13 protein-coding genes are annotated in these 14,810 nt (G+C 37.1%); 9 read left to right on the top strand and 4 right to left on the bottom strand.

Annotated features, from left to right (window positions below; all coding sequences use genetic code 11):
• Positions 1 to 16 precede the first annotated feature (16 nt).
• Together pfkA and K412_RS0111605 are read left to right on the top strand one after the other, a co-directional pair.
• Positions 17 to 991, top strand: coding sequence for a 6-phosphofructokinase (gene pfkA, locus K412_RS0111600; protein ID WP_479691922.1), 975 nt, complete (start codon positions 17 to 19; stop codon positions 989 to 991).
• 97 nt (positions 992 to 1,088) lie between these two features.
• Positions 1,089 to 2,225 (top strand): glycerate kinase family protein, encoded by a 1,137-nt coding sequence (locus K412_RS0111605; RefSeq protein ID WP_024833262.1) that lies wholly within the window; start codon positions 1,089 to 1,091, stop codon positions 2,223 to 2,225.
• Here the strand turns inward: K412_RS0111605 and K412_RS0111610 are convergent.
• Positions 2,212 to 3,204 (bottom strand): zinc dependent phospholipase C family protein, encoded by a 993-nt coding sequence (locus K412_RS0111610; protein WP_024833263.1) that lies wholly within the window; start codon positions 3,202 to 3,204, stop codon positions 2,212 to 2,214. The genes K412_RS0111605 and K412_RS0111610 overlap by 14 nt on opposite strands.
• 195 nt (positions 3,205 to 3,399) lie before the next feature.
• Here K412_RS0111610 and K412_RS0111615 point away from each other — a divergent pair, with 195 nt between their 5' ends.
• From K412_RS0111615 to K412_RS0111625, 3 genes are read left to right on the top strand one after another with little or no spacing between them, the layout of a single operon-like run.
• Positions 3,400 to 3,768 carry a GntR family transcriptional regulator gene (locus K412_RS0111615; RefSeq protein WP_024833264.1) on the top strand — a complete coding sequence of 123 codons (369 nt, stop codon included), beginning with the start codon at positions 3,400 to 3,402 and terminating at the stop codon, positions 3,766 to 3,768.
• Complete coding sequence (locus K412_RS0111620; protein ID WP_024833265.1) at positions 3,765 to 4,616, top strand: ABC transporter ATP-binding protein; 852 nt, start codon at positions 3,765 to 3,767, stop codon at positions 4,614 to 4,616. The genes K412_RS0111615 and K412_RS0111620 overlap by 4 nt, the downstream gene beginning before the upstream one ends.
• Before the next feature lie 15 nt (positions 4,617 to 4,631).
• A complete protein-coding gene (locus K412_RS0111625; protein WP_024833266.1) occupies positions 4,632 to 5,351 on the top strand; it encodes a hypothetical protein in 720 nt (239 codons plus the stop codon).
• 63 nt (positions 5,352 to 5,414) lie between these two features.
• Here K412_RS0111625 and K412_RS0111630 read toward each other — a convergent pair whose 3' ends face one another.
• Genes K412_RS0111630 through K412_RS0111640 form a run of 3 tightly spaced genes read right to left on the bottom strand, consistent with a single transcriptional unit; the run spans position 5,415 to position 8,345 of the window.
• Positions 5,415 to 7,094 (bottom strand): DUF6449 domain-containing protein, encoded by a 1,680-nt coding sequence (locus K412_RS0111630; RefSeq protein WP_024833267.1) that lies wholly within the window; start codon positions 7,092 to 7,094, stop codon positions 5,415 to 5,417.
• Entirely contained in the window at positions 7,069 to 7,968 is a 900-nt protein-coding gene (locus tag K412_RS0111635) for an ABC transporter ATP-binding protein (RefSeq protein WP_024833268.1), read from the bottom strand. The genes K412_RS0111630 and K412_RS0111635 overlap by 26 nt, the downstream gene beginning before the upstream one ends.
• Positions 7,965 to 8,345 (bottom strand): GntR family transcriptional regulator, encoded by a 381-nt coding sequence (locus K412_RS0111640; protein ID WP_024833269.1) that lies wholly within the window; start codon positions 8,343 to 8,345, stop codon positions 7,965 to 7,967. The genes K412_RS0111635 and K412_RS0111640 overlap by 4 nt, the downstream gene beginning before the upstream one ends.
• A 153-nt stretch (positions 8,346 to 8,498) precedes the next feature.
• Here K412_RS0111640 and pdxA point away from each other — a divergent pair, with 153 nt between their 5' ends.
• The 4 genes from pdxA (at position 8,499) to K412_RS0111660 (ending at position 14,783) form a co-directional block, all read left to right on the top strand.
• On the top strand, positions 8,499 to 9,515 hold the full coding sequence (gene pdxA, locus K412_RS0111645; protein WP_024833270.1) for a 4-hydroxythreonine-4-phosphate dehydrogenase PdxA: 1,017 nt from the start codon (positions 8,499 to 8,501) through the stop codon (positions 9,513 to 9,515).
• Positions 9,516 to 9,577: 62 nt separating this feature from the next.
• On the top strand, positions 9,578 to 10,348 hold the full coding sequence (locus tag K412_RS0111650) for a TIGR00266 family protein (protein ID WP_024833271.1): 771 nt from the start codon (positions 9,578 to 9,580) through the stop codon (positions 10,346 to 10,348).
• Between the two features lie 428 nt (positions 10,349 to 10,776).
• On the top strand, positions 10,777 to 13,635 hold the full coding sequence (locus K412_RS0111655) for a carbohydrate-binding protein (RefSeq protein ID WP_024833272.1): 2,859 nt from the start codon (positions 10,777 to 10,779) through the stop codon (positions 13,633 to 13,635).
• 326 nt (positions 13,636 to 13,961) lie between these two features.
• Complete coding sequence (locus K412_RS0111660; RefSeq protein WP_024833273.1) at positions 13,962 to 14,783, top strand: MerR family transcriptional regulator; 822 nt, start codon at positions 13,962 to 13,964, stop codon at positions 14,781 to 14,783.
• Positions 14,784 to 14,810: the final 27 nt, after the last annotated feature.

The following is a 14,810-nucleotide window of genomic DNA, read 5'->3' on the forward strand; positions in this document are numbered from 1 at the left end:
GTTTGAAATGAGTGACATTAAAACAATAGGAGTACTTACCAGCGGAGGAGATGCACCTGGAATGAATGCTGCCATTCGTGCTGTTGTAAGAACAGGTATATATCACGGGTTTAAGATGCTGGGTATAAGGAAAGGATACAATGGTTTAGTTACCGGAGATATATTTGATATGAGTGCAAGAGACGTATCAGATATTATTCACCGAGGGGGAACGATACTTCAAACTGCCAGATGTAAAGCATTTACAACTGAAGAAGGTATGCAGAAAGCAATGTCAATTTCAAAGGCTTTTGGCATAGATGCACTTGTTGTTATTGGAGGAGACGGCTCATACAGAGGAGCTAGAGATTTCAGCAAATTCGGTATGAAGGTTATGGGTTTGCCAGGAACAATTGATAATGATATAGCAAGTTCAGAATATACAATAGGTTACGATACAGCAATGAATACTGTTCAGGATGCACTTGACAAAATCAGAGATACGGCATATTCACATGAACGATGCAGCGTACTTGAAGTAATGGGGCGTCGTGCAGGACATATCGCTTTAAACGTAGGAATCGCAGGAGGCGCGGAAGTAATTCTCCTTCCTGAAAGGGAATTTGATTTCGATAAAGATATTATCAGAAAAATTATTCAGGGAAGAAATAGCGGAAAGAAAAACTACATTATTATACTGGCTGAAGGTGTTGCTGAGAAGATAGGAGGAGCACTGGAGCTAGCCAAGAAGATTGAAGACCTTACCGGAATAGAAACCAGAGGAACAGTTTTGGGATATATTCAAAGAGGTGGAAGCCCTACAATTCAGGACAGAGTTATGGCAAGTGTTATGGGAGCAAAAGCTGTAACATTGCTTAAAGACGGTATCTATAATAGAGTTATATCTATAAAGGATTCAAAGGTTATTGATATAGATATAGACGAAGCATTAGCTATGAAGAAGGATATTGACAAAGATCTCCTTGAACTAAGCAATATACTTTCAATATAATAAATAGTGATAACTTATTTTAATAATAAAAGAACACAGATTTCCTATGGAATATGTGTTCTTTTTATACGTATAAGCGTGAAAAGAGGAATGTCAAATGAGGAAGTTTGTTATTGCCCCTGATTCCTTTAAAGGGAGTATGAGTTCTCTTGAGGTATGCAGCATAATAAAAACAAAAATCAAACAGTTTTATCCTGACAGTGAAGTCATCGAAATACCTGTAGCAGATGGAGGGGAAGGCACTTCTGATTGTTTTATTGAGATGCTTGGAGCCCAAAAAGTTACTCTGGAGGCTACAGGCCCATATAATGAAAAGATGGAAGGCTATTATGCCAGAATTGGCAACACAGCTATACTGGAGACAGCCATGTTTGCAGGTCTTCCATTGGCAGAAGGAAGACTAAATCCTTCTCAGACAACTACCTTTGGGGTAGGTACAATGATACGTCATGCTGTAGAAAAGGGCTGCAGTGAAATAATTATAGGCCTTGGAGGGAGCTGTACAAACGATGCAGGTACCGGAATGGCATGTGCTTTAGGAGTAAAGTTTAAAAATAAGTCAGGGGAAGAATTTATACCTACAGGGGCTACATTAGGGGAAATAGCTCATATTGATACCACCTTAGCAGAACGGCTTCTAAAGGATTGTAAAATAACTGCTATGTGCGATATTGACAATCCAATGTACGGGAAAACTGGGGCGGCACATGTTTATGCACCTCAAAAAGGAGCCGATGAGGAAATGGTCGTACTTCTTGATAAAAACCTTATGGATTTGGCCGACACAATAAAAAGTCAACTGGAAGTTGACGTTTCAGATATTCCGGGAAGTGGCGCTGCAGGGGCAATGGGGGCAGGAATACTGGCTTTCCTTAAAGGAAGCCTCAAACCCGGAATTGAGACAGTTCTTGATTTGGTAGGGTTTGATAACATTATAAAAGATGCCGATTTTATTTTCACCGGAGAAGGAAAGATTGATGCTCAAAGTCTTAGAGGAAAGGTTGTTATTGGAGTCGCTGCCCGTGCTAACATGAACAATGTTCCTGTTATTGCCATAGTAGGTGATGTGGGGGATGGAGCAGAAGCAGCTTATGATATGGGAGTGTCGGCTATTGTAAGTATTAACAGAGTTGCCTTACCCTTTGAAAAAGCTAAATCAAGAAGCAAAAAGGATTTAGCAGATACTGTGGACATGGTTATGAGGCTGCTTAAACACCGTATTAATAAAAAATAATATCATGGTACTTGAATTTAACATCCAAGTCACAATCAATTCCAGAAGTATAGGAATTGTTCCCAAAAAGTTTTAAGGCATAGGAAACATTGGGAGTATCCTCGGTTATAGTTGAATACAATACCTGACAAAAGCGTTGTGTTTTGTCACAGGCTTCTTTAAACATATCTATAAAAGTAAGATTACTTTTGCGGGCCTTGTCATATGGCATGGCCCATTCATTTTTTCCAAGATTCAAGTAGTCTAAGCCGTCTTTTAGCCTTAATGGGAAGATAAGGCTGGAGAATAGCGGAAACCCATATATAAGATGGTCTATAGCGGCTACCAATTTTTTCTTTATACCGTAGGGGTCCCTAAGAATTTTTTCTACTGTATTCATGTCTTTAATGGCTTTTGATATAAGTTTGCTGGGGATATTAAAATTAAAAACCGAGGCAATAACACTTTCGTACATATCTCCTATTATGTCACGCTCCATGAGGGGTATACCTATGAGTCTGTCAATACTTATTTCATGGACTCTTTTATTCAGAAGCCTACTACACATCAATACATCAATAGCAGTCTCAAAACGCCTGTGATAGTATTGGTACAAGTTTGTACGTGGATCGTCCTGGGTTTTGAAGCCGGATTTGTAAAAAATATAAGGATGAGTAATACTGTCAAGACAGTTATGGCATAAAAAGCCCATAAGATAAACAGTAAGAACATCTCTTACATTACCCTTCTGCTTTAAAATGTAGTCAATCATTTTATTAAAAACCATATTAACTTTAGATTTATGAAATTTTTCGCCTATAGTACCATATTGGGTTTTAGGAGACCAAGGCCAGATACCATAGTAAAAAAGTATATCAGGACCCTGAACACCTAGATTAAAAACGTTTTTATTTTGTTCAATGAGTTTTTTGCACTCTTTATTTTCAATCATCTTAACAGCTTCCAAGCCGCAAAGATAGTGAGTAACCAGATTAGGCATATTACCTCCGTATACCCCTAAAATCGGGATTCATATGTAAATTATGTACAATATTCGTTTAAGATATGTTAATTATACGATTTAATCTTTTGAAAGTATGTAAAAATTTATATTTATGTCTTGACTTTTTGGTTGCCTAGTTATATAGTTAGTTACACAAGTAATTAACCAATCAACAGACTAGGTGGTGAAAACATGAAGCTGGATTTTAATAATGACAAACCCATATATCTTCAGCTTTCTGAAGGATTGGAGGATGCCATTATAGCAGGGATATATCCGGAGGAGACACAAATTCCATCCACAACAGAGATATCAGTAAACTACAGAATAAACCCGGCCACTGCGCTAAAGGGGATAAATATTTTAGTTGATAACGGAATTGTTTATAAGAAGAGGGGGCTTGGCATGTTTGTTGCAAATGGAGCAAAAGAAAAAATACTTGAACAACGTAAGGTAGATTTTTTTGAAAGATATATAAAATCTTTAGTGACAGAGGCAAAAAAGCTTTCAATTTCAAAAGAGGATATACTAAAAATGTTGGAAAGAGGGTTTAAAATATGAGTCAAATGGAAATTAAGAACATAACTAAAAAATTCGGAGACGTGACAGCCCTGGAAAATATCAGTCTGAAACTGGAAGAAAATAAGATTTATGGACTTCTCGGCCGTAATGGGGCAGGAAAGACAACCTTGCTAAACCTGATTACAAACAGGATTTTCCCTACTGAGGGCGAGATTCTTTTAGATGGTGAAAATGTTATAGAGAATAATAGTGCACTATCAAAGATATATTTTATGGCTGAAAATAATTACTATCCGGAGAGTATGACAGTAAAAAAGGCCTTTAATTGGACTAAAGAATTTTACACTAATTTTGACTATGAATATGCTGCTGAGTTGTGTGAAAAATTTTCTCTGAAAATAACACAAAAGATAAAAAATCTGTCTACAGGTTATACATCTATATTCAAAATGATTTTAGCTCTATCCTGTAATGTGCCATTTGTTCTTTTAGACGAGCCGGTTTTGGGACTAGATGCAAATCATCGTGACATGTTTTATAAGGAGTTGCTTAAAAATTACAGTGAAAAGCCCAAAACTATTGTCATTTCAACACATCTGATTGAAGAAGCGGCGGATATAATTGAAGACGTAATTATAATAAAATCAGGTGAATTGATTTTGAATGAATCAGTTGAGAGCGTACTATCAAAGGGTTATGCAATAACCGGAAGTATATCTGGGGTTGACAGCTTTACTGCCGGTAAAAATGTGCTTGGAACTGATACAATGGGAGGAATCAAATGTGCATATGTACTTGGGCATTTGAACAAGACAGATGTTCCTGACGGACTGGAAGTTACAAAACCTGATTTACAGAAACTATTTATTCACATGACTAATAGATAATGGAGGGGATTAATAATGAGATTAAAAACAGCTTCAAAATATATATTTTCAGAGATGAAGAATTCAGTATTGATTTTTTATTTGGCCATATTACTACTAATAGTCTTTTTGGCTGTGTCTGTATCAGGGGTTAAAGGCTCAATTAGCGGAATGGAAATGACGTCGTCAATTTTTTTATTTATTTTAGGGTTGAATTCCTTTAAGAAAAATTATCTGTTTTTAATATCAAATGGTGTACCAAGGAGAACCCAGTTCAAGAGTTTTTTTCTGGCTGCAATGCCTATAGCTGCAGGTATGGCAGTTATTGATAGTGCTTTAGGAATTATATTTAACAGAATATCAAATTTTAATTCTTTGTTTAATATGATTTATATTGATAGAACACAAAATACAGGAAATACATTTATTTCCTTATTGTGGAGCATAGCACTGTATATGTGTGCAATAACTCTTGGATATTTTATTACACTGGCATATTACAGAATGAACAAAATACAAAAGATATGTATATCAATTGGAGTTCCGGTCTTTTTTACAATGGTACTCCCGTATATACTTTATAACTTTTGTTCAACCACTACTGTTAATTGGGTATACAATGGTATAACTACTATGTTCGGAGTAACCGGAAGCTATGGACCTATAAGTGCAGTTTTTGTATTCCTAATTGCTACGGTTCTGTTGTCAGTATTATCATATTTGTTGATAAGAAAAGCTCCCGTAAAAGATAATTAACAAGAGGGGTAAAAAGAAGCGGGCAGTAATGTCAAAATCGCCTTTACTGCCCGAACTTTTTTACTAGTTGTTGTTATTACTAAACCAGTTCAATGTGTTTATATAGTTTGAATTTACTCCATATGAAATAATCCTGTCTTTGTTGTCGCTAATTTCTATCCAGAGTTTATCTTCGGCAGGGGAAGCAAGCTGTTCATAATTAAAACCGTTAATATCCTTCCGGATTTCAGTAATAAAGTTTTTAAGCTTTTCCTTATCAGAAATGACGATAGGTTGTTTATTTTTTGAATAATCATGTACTTGTATATATTTAATATCATCTGCTTCCTGATGGAGCACCGGGAACCTTCCGTCTTTGTATTCCTTACTTTCATATATGGGGCCTAGTGCAGAAGCATACAGGTTAGTATCCAAATCATAATATCTGACAATCTTTTTACCGTTTTTAAGAGTATAGGCAATGTAGGTTGAGGAACCCTCCTTACTCCTGTTTTCCAGAATCATTTTGTGGAGTTCAGTGATGTTTTTGATATTTGCAGTTTCTTTATAAATGGTAGTATTGTCATTTGAAGGACCTACATAATTTTCATTGTCTTTGTTTTCCCACCAGTAGATGTTGTATCCCATGTAAACGTTTGCAACCTCATCAGCAGCAGGAACTTTGTTTACATATCCGAAAATATCAAACCTGATACCCAACAGCATAATAATTAAAACCAGTGCATACCCCAGATAACCCTTGTAGGTACTAAGTACTTTAAAGGTTTTGTTTGTTACCATTTGAACTACTACATAGCCGATTAATGCACACACGAAGTATCCGAATATTGCAAAGGATACGGAGGCCCTGCTAATACCTAAGAAATATGCTCCGCCCACTAGTGTTGCACAAACTGTAACACCGTATATAAATACGGGACGTATGGGTTTAAAGGTTATAATATCACCCGCTGTCTCAGGTCGTCTGAGTTTAAACGCAACAAGACCTCCGGCCAGAAGTAGCACTGATAAAACTATATAACCAACCACCATCCGGGGTGTAAGTTCTATGCTGTTGCTAAAGAGCATTGTCATAGGCAGTTTGCGGTAGAAACCGGTATTTGAATAAGTGGCAAAACCATATAGCAACGAAGATAGATTTGCTTTTATACTCTCAAAGAAAAATAAAGGAAGTAGATTTAAAATATAAACAAATACTATCTGTGCAACGGAGCTTCCAGTAAACATTCCAACAAAAATTGTCATGGACATAAATAAAATTCCATATAAAAGGGATAGTCCAAGCCATTTGAAAATAAGTTCCGTTGTATAAAAATCAGATAAAAAGCTGAAGGAATTCAGCAAGCCCATAACGAAAATATTTATCAATAAAGGCATAATATACAGTATCAGTGCTGAAACAAAGCTATTAAAATACAGTTCTGCCCTGGTAACCGGAAGGCTATGATACAAGGAAGCTTGTCGACCCTTTTGAATATATCTGTAGGCTAAAACTGCAATAATAATAGGAATAACAGCTGGAAACAACAGGCTTACTCCGCTATGGAAGTTCAGTTCACGAGCTATAAACTCTTTAATAAACCGAATATTAGAATTATCAGAATTTATATTAAATTTTTGCATGTAATGTGCCAGAGGCATGGTCAGGATAAGCCCTAATGAAAAAATTACACTCACCCACCAATAGCGTTTCAGATCGCTTAAAATTATGCCTTTCTTAAATAAGGATGTTTTCGATTTCATAACCTTTACCCCCTAATTCATAAATGAAAATTTCCTCAAGGGAAAGCGGCAGAATATCCATTACAACAGGGTTTGTTGACTTGACACGGGATATTAATGCATCTTTGTTACCCCTGACAATTAATTGCAGTACGCTTCCGTTTTGGGTACGGTGTAATACCTCTCCATCCTTGAATAAATTATCAGGCGTATTACCTGAGTATGCAAGCTGAAGCTTGTGAATATCTGATTTCATATTATCAAGTTCACGCTCGACCATCATTTTACCTTTATAAAGAATACCTACATGATCACATATGTCTTCTAACTCACGGAGGTTGTGGGAGGATACAAGAACCGTTGTTCCGTACTCTGCAACGTCCTGTAATATTAGATTCCATACTTTTTTCCTCATAACCGGGTCAAGTCCGTCAACCGGTTCATCCAGTATCATCACTTTTGGTTTTGCTGATATTCCAAGCCAGAATGCTACCTGTTTCTGCATACCTTTTGAGAGCTTTACTACTCTACGCTTTATGTCGATGGGAAATACCTGCTGCAGTGTATTAAATCTCTCCCAGCTCCAACTCGGGTACATGCTGGCATAGAAAGAAGCCATTTCCTTTATACTGTACTGAGAAAAGAAAAAAAGATCGTCGGATATATATACTATTTTGGATTTTGTTTCGGGATTATCAAAAACGGATTTACCATCTATTGCTATAGAGCCTGATTCGTTCTTATAAATCCCAGTTAAATGCTTTATCAGTGTAGTCTTACCAGAACCGTTAGGTCCCAAAAGTCCATAGACTGATCCCTCTTTTATGTGAATATCAAGGGAATCAAGTGCTTTAAAGTCCCCGTAAGATTTGCTCAAAGATTTTACATGAATCATTGGGATGCCTCCTTTTTACCATATGTGTTCTGAATTACATCAATTACTGCTTGCAGCGGTGTATGAAGAAAAATTAATTCTTCCACTGTTTTTTGAATACTAATTAAAAGCTCTTTTCGTCTGGGTTCTATAGAACTTTTATCCAAAGGAGCTATAAAATTACCTTTGCCTTTAACCGAATAGATTATTCCTTCTGTTTCAAGGTCTTTATATGCTTTCTGAATAGTATTGGGGTTTATGGTAAGAGTTTGGGCAAGCTCTCTTACAGACGGTATTTTGTCGTCAGTTTTAACTGCCCCGGTTATAACCAGCTCCTTGATTTTATCTTTTATTTGTTCATAAATAGGCCTGGGGTCTTTAAAATCCAATTGTATCATAAGCACCTCCTCATAACTGTATTATTAATAATAGTACACTTAGTACAGTATTATATTATTATTAGTTGAACAAAATGTCAACAATTTTTAGAATACACATATTTCAACGATATAAACAGATATACTATAATAGTATTAAGAGGAGGGGATACAATGCAAAAACCCGTAATCGGGATTCCAATGGGAGACCCTGCCGGAATAGGTCCCGAGATTATAGTAAAAGCACTGGCTAATGATGAAATATACAAAGTATGTAAGCCGTTGGTAATAGGCGATGCCGGAGTTGTTGAAAAGGCAGCCAGGATATGTGGTATACAAACCAATGTAAACACTGTAACAGGTATAGACATGTTAACTTCTGATAAAAGTACTATAAATGTTGTGGATTTAAAAATAATTAATCCTGATAGTTTGGAGTACGGTAAGGTTCAGGCGGAAAATGGCCGCGCTTCCTTCGAGTACATAAAAAAGAGTGTGGAGCTTGCTTTGAAAGGAAAACTTTCTGCAATAGCAACAACCCCTATAAACAAGCCTTCACTAAAAGCGTCTGGAATAGAATTTATCGGTCATACGGAAATACTTGCTGGACTGACAGACACTAAAGATCCCCTTACTATGTTTGAAGTCAGGGGAATGAGAGTATTTTTTCTCACTCGCCATGTATCGCTGAGAAAAGCTTGTGATATGGTAACCAAGGAAAGATTACTGGATTACGTGGAAAGATGTACTCAAGCATTGCAAAGCCTTGGAATAACAGAAGGGACAATGGCTGTGGCCGGATTAAATCCTCATAGCGGGGACAACGGTCTTTTTGGTACAGAAGAATCTGAAAGCATCATTCCTGCAATTCAGGAAGCGAAAAGACGCGGATTTAATGTGGAAGGCCCTGTGGGCCCTGACTCGGTATTTCATCTTGCATTGACAGGCAGGTACAATTCAGTATTGTCCCTTTACCATGACCAGGGGCATATAGCTACAAAAACATTAGATTTTGAAAGAACAATAGCAATTACCTTGGGACTTCCGTTTCTTAGGACATCTGTTGACCATGGAACTGCCTATGATATTGCAGGGAAAGGGATTGCCAGTGGGATAAGCATGACGGAGGCAATACTACTGGCTGCAAAATATTCAACTCCATATTCACAGTGGGTAAAAAGAGCAGACTAATGTTTATTTAAAACGTATTATATTGTATATAAAATACGGTAATAAAAATTTAGGAGGTTAATATGGCAGACGTTATTGATTATAAAATTTATGGGGACGATATGCAGATAGTGGAGATAGAATTGGACCCATCAGAAGGCGTTAGGGCTGAAGCCGGCGCAATGATGTATATGGAAGATGGCATTATGATGCAGACATCTACAGATGGCGGAGTTTTTAAGGGATTCAAGAGAATGCTTACAGGAGAAAGCTTCTTTATTACCACTTTTTATAATGCAGGTACATCAAAGCAGCATGTTGCATTTTCAGCACCTTACCCCGGCAAGATAATACCGTTGGATTTAGCTCGGGTTGGAGGGAATTTCCTGTGTCAGAAGGATTCATTTTTGTGTGCTGCTAGTGGAGTAGATATTGAAATTGCTTTTACCAGAAAGCTCGGTGCAGGCTTCTTTGGAGGAGAAGGCTTTATTCTTCAAAGGTTGGTTGGCGACGGAATGGCTTTTGTCCATTCAGGAGGAACAATTATTCAAAAAAATCTGCTTCCCGGTGAAACTCTGAGAGTTGACACAGGATGTATAGTAGCTTTTTCCCCAAGTATAGACTATGATATCCAATCAGTGGGAGGTTTTAAAAATGCCCTGTTTGGCGGAGAGGGACTATTCCTTGCAAAACTGACTGGCCCTGGTATTGTATTCCTACAAAGCTTACCTCTTGCCAGATTATCAGACAGACTTTCATCTGCAGGAGCACGCCATCGTGACCAGAAGTCAGGTATCGGAGGTATTGGAGGCGAAATTCTGGGTGGACTATTTGGAGGAGACAAAAATTTTTAAGTTTTAAATACAAATAAAAGGCATTTCAAAGATGTTCATTTGGACTCTTGAGATGCCTTTTTTTGATATGAAAAAAAATTAACAAAAATAAAAAAAAGTGAACAAATATTTTGAAATACTAGAATAAATTTATTATTTTTACCCAACCATAAAAAATTACAAAATTAATATACCAATTGTCAAAAGTTTTTATATTGATTTGAAAACAGTCTGCAATTTATAATAAAAAACAGATTTACCAATTATTTTCTTTTCGTTTCACTCCTATTCTTTACATCTTCTTATAGATAATCAATTCACATATGATATTTGAAAACTTCTCCTGTGAAAGTGTGAGGCAGAATATGGTTAGGATATGCTTTTTTAAAATTTCTAATGTGAATTATTTCAAAAATATATTAATCTAAACTTAAATAAGGAGGAAAAGTATGCTAAAAAATAAGGCGACAAAAAGGTTTATATCATTAACTCTTTCTATTGTAATTGTTTTATGCAGTATCTTAACAGTTACAGTGTCTCCGATGGGTGTTTCTGCTGCAACCCAGGCGGTTTATTACGTATCTCCTGATGGAAGTGACAGTAATCCTGGTAATATCGATGCACCCTTTCAGACAATAACAAAGGCCAGAGATGTAGTACGTACCATAAACAAAAATATGACGGGTGACATTTATGTTTATTTAAGAGGAGGGGACTATCGTTTATCCAGCACCATTACTTTTGGACCTGAGGATTCAGGAACAAATGGATTTAGGATATTTTACCAGGCATATCAAGGTGAAATACCTGTTTTAAATGGTGCAACAAAGGTTACAGGGTGGACTAAATATAATGACAATATATATAAGGCTACCTTGAACCGCAATACCAAATTGAGATATCTTTTTGTAAATGATAAAAGAGCTCAAATGACTAAAAAAACCGTAAAAGCTCAGGGGGGATATGGAACTTATTCTGTTACAAAAGGGCAGGCTAGCTGGGCTTGGACAAGCGGCAGCAATAGCGACGGGGTAAAATATAATGTCTCTGATGTGCCGGAAATCACAAGTAATAAGGACGACCTTGAAATAGTAAACGGTACCACTTGGAATGAAAACATTGTATGTACAAGGGATGTTATTACATCAGGCTCTTCCAGAGTACTTCTTTTGCAGCAGCCATATGGAGCAATAGCCCAACTGCCAGGATGGGGCGCAGCTTTCACCACTACCAGTACCCATACAATTTACAATGCATTTGAGTTTTTAAATTCTCCGGGACAATTCTATTTTAATAAGACTACAAAAACTCTGTATTATTATCCTCGCCCAGGTGAGGACATGGCAACTGCCGATGTTGAGGCTCCTGTTTTAGAGAAACTTATTGACATTTCAGGGAAGTCAAATTCAAACAGAGTCAAGAATATAACCTTCCAGGGCATTACATTTGCAAATACTGACTGGAATCTTATAAAAGTAGGAGATTCATACGGAAGAACAACTTGTCAGAGTGCAGACGGATTTATAGCATATTATAACGGTAATTGGCATGACACTAAATACACTCTTTTGGATACATATCCGGGGATGATAAATGTAAGCAGCAGTGATTCAATTGACTTCATAGGAAATGTAATAAAGCACAGTGCTGCCGACGGAATTACTATGGTCAACGATGTAATAAATTCAAATCTGATTGGTAATTACATCTATGACATTACATCAAGTGGTATTACGGTAGGACATCCACAACATGTATACTTGGGAGACGGCGGAGAACACCAGAAGTACGCACCTGGTGTAGAAGGTATATGTACAAATGTTGTAATCAATAATAATATGTTGTGGGATTGCAGCACAGCTCCTGGATTTGGAGGATGCGCCGGTATTACTGCATTTTTTGTAAACAAGCTCAAGGTAACTCATAACACAGTTCACACTACAGGATATAACGGTATAACACTTGGATGGGGTTGGTGTAATTTTAAGGACTCAAATACCTGTAAGGACAACGTAATAAATAATAACCGTATATACAATGCATTAAACAGACTCCATGACAGCGGAGCAATATATACAATAGGGCAAATGCCTTATACAACTATAAATGAGAACTATGTTAAAGGAATTCCCGACAATTCTACAGGGCCTACTTATGGTTTACATAATGATGAAGGAAGCGCGTACATAACTGAAAATGATAATGTACTTGATATTAGTCCGGGGGTAACGTACACAATTAACTGTGAGGATTATGGACAAAAACACGACTTAACGATATTAAGGACCTATGCAACGGTTAATAAAATGGGTAAAAATCCTCCAAACAGCACAATTGATCCACCTATTGCAGTTCCGGATAATGTATGGCCTTTGGCCCAGTACAATATAGCTTTGAAGGCAGGAGTTCAGGAAGCATACAGAGACATTCTGCCAAGTAAACTGTTCCCTGTTCAGGATTATGTATTCCCAGCAAGCTGTGCCACAAAATGTGGAGCTGAATTAAACATAAGGAGCAGTGGTAATCCAGCAAATACAGTGTGGTTTGCTCCAGCGGGGACAACAAAGTTTGTTGTTGGACCAACTATGACCAAAGCATCAGGAACAGCTACATCAATTGTAACACCTGAAACATCAGGAACATACAAATTATTTGTAGTAGATTCGTCAGGTGCTAAGATAGGTGAATCAGAAGCAGTGCTTAGAGTGAGTGGTTCGGCTTCACAAATTGAAGCTGAGAGCTTCTCCTCACAATCTGGAATCCAAACTGAAAATTGCAGCGAAGGCGGACTGGACGTAGGATATATAGAGAACGGGGATTACACCGTTTATAAGAATATTGACTTCAAAAACGGAGTTACGGGTTTCAAGGCTAGGGTAGCCAGTGGTGCCAGCGGAGGAAAAATTGAAATCAGGCTGGACAGCATTACAGGACCTTTAGTAGGAACGTGTTCTGTGACATCCACTGGGGGCTGGCAGACCTGGGCTGATGCTTCATGTGATATTAGTGGTGCCAGCGGTGTGCACGATGTATATCTAAAATTTACAGGAGGAAGCGGATACTTGTTCAACATTAATTGGTTTGAGTTTACAGGCAGAATCACTCCACCACCAGTGCTGACAGGAGATGTCAATGGAGACGGCAGTGTTGATGCGACAGACTATGCCATGATGAAAAAGTACCTTCTTGGACTAATTGATGATTTTCCTGTAGAAAATGGCCTTGAAGCAGGTGACCTTAATAAGGATGGTGTAATTGATGCAATTGACTTTGCACTTTTAAAGAAAGAGTTGCTAAGCGGTATTTAGAAATTAAAAAATAAGTCCCACTAAGTTTACTAATTTGCTATTGTTGGTTTTTATGAAGATACTGGCGGAACGGCATTAGACAAATTTATATATACATCAGTTGCTACGAAAGCTATAAAACTATAACAGTAGCTAAAATAAGGGTTAATGAGAAAATTAGTTATATATTTCTCTTAACCCTTTTTTGTTGCACCAAAGTTTTTGATGGTTTGGATTAGGAGTGAAAAGTAAACATTTTTCATTAGATTATTATTGACTCTTACATTATGGTACACTTTATACTAAAAGTGAGCTCAATACAACACACATATATGTGAGGTGTAAAAATGTTAAAAATAGGTGATTTTTCGAGGTTATCAAGGATTAGTATACGAATGCTTCGGCATTATGATGAATTGGGATTATTGGTGCCCAAAAGCACAGATTCTTATACAAGTTATCGCTACTACAGTGAAGAACAGCTACTTATTGCATCTAGAATTACGGCACTAAAGGACATGGGTTTCAGTCTTGCAGCAATTTCAGAGATATTGAAAAACTATGATAATCCTAAAGCACTGTCAGAGTTTTTAACAATAAAACAAGCTGAAGTGCAGGCACAAGCAGAAGAAATTAGCCATCGTCTACTCCTCCTTGATACAGCAATAATGAGATTAAGAAAGGACGATAACGCTATGAATTATAATGTAATATTAAAAACATTGCCGGAAAGATATGTTGCAAGTGTAAGAAAAATAATACCGTCATATAATCAAGAGGGGATACTATGGAATATGCTAATGACAGAAACAGCGCCAATAATGAATTTTCAGCAGGCTTGTTTCGGTGAAAGTCTTGCAATTTTTCATGATGAAGGGTATAAAGAAAACGATGTAGATATAGAAATACAGATGCCAGTGAAGGGACATTATGAGGACACTGAAAATGTAGTATTTAAAACGGTTCCGGCAGTAGAGTTTGCCTCTGCCACATATAAAGGCAGCTATGAGCAAATTACGGCAGTAAATCAGGCTGTTGCCGATTGGGTAAAGGATAATGGTTATGAATTCAATGGTGCAATGTTCTGCATTTACCATGTCAGTCCTGCACAAACAAATAATCCTGATGAATTGGTAACCGAGGTTTGCTATCCAGTGAGAAAAAGATAATCATTTAAAATCCATAGTCAGAACCAC

Origin of the sequence: Ruminiclostridium josui JCM 17888 (assembly GCF_000526495.1) — a bacterium.
GTDB classification, from domain to species: Bacteria; Bacillota; Clostridia; order Acetivibrionales; family DSM-1351; genus Ruminiclostridium; species Ruminiclostridium josui.

Bases quoted from the DNA above. Each gene is read 5' to 3' on its own strand.
- K412_RS0111655 (WP_024833272.1), top strand. From the start codon at position 10,777: ATGCTAAAAAATAAGGCGACAAAAAGGTTTATATCATTAACTCTTTCT.
- K412_RS0111630 (WP_024833267.1), bottom strand. From the start codon at position 7,094: ATGAAATCGAAAACATCCTTATTTAAGAAAGGCATAATTTTAAGCGAT.
- pdxA (WP_024833270.1), top strand. From the start codon at position 8,499: ATGCAAAAACCCGTAATCGGGATTCCAATGGGAGACCCTGCCGGAATA.
- K412_RS0111640 (WP_024833269.1), bottom strand. From the start codon at position 8,345: ATGATACAATTGGATTTTAAAGACCCCAGGCCTATTTATGAACAAATA.
- K412_RS0111615 (WP_024833264.1), top strand. From the start codon at position 3,400: ATGAAGCTGGATTTTAATAATGACAAACCCATATATCTTCAGCTTTCT.
- K412_RS0111605 (WP_024833262.1), top strand. From the start codon at position 1,089: ATGAGGAAGTTTGTTATTGCCCCTGATTCCTTTAAAGGGAGTATGAGT.
- K412_RS0111625 (WP_024833266.1), top strand. From the start codon at position 4,632: ATGAGATTAAAAACAGCTTCAAAATATATATTTTCAGAGATGAAGAAT.
- K412_RS0111650 (WP_024833271.1), top strand. From the start codon at position 9,578: ATGGCAGACGTTATTGATTATAAAATTTATGGGGACGATATGCAGATA.
- K412_RS0111660 (WP_024833273.1), top strand. From the start codon at position 13,962: ATGTTAAAAATAGGTGATTTTTCGAGGTTATCAAGGATTAGTATACGA.
- K412_RS0111610 (WP_024833263.1), bottom strand. From the start codon at position 3,204: ATGCCTAATCTGGTTACTCACTATCTTTGCGGCTTGGAAGCTGTTAAG.
- K412_RS0111635 (WP_024833268.1), bottom strand. From the start codon at position 7,968: ATGATTCATGTAAAATCTTTGAGCAAATCTTACGGGGACTTTAAAGCA.
- K412_RS0111620 (WP_024833265.1), top strand. From the start codon at position 3,765: ATGAGTCAAATGGAAATTAAGAACATAACTAAAAAATTCGGAGACGTG.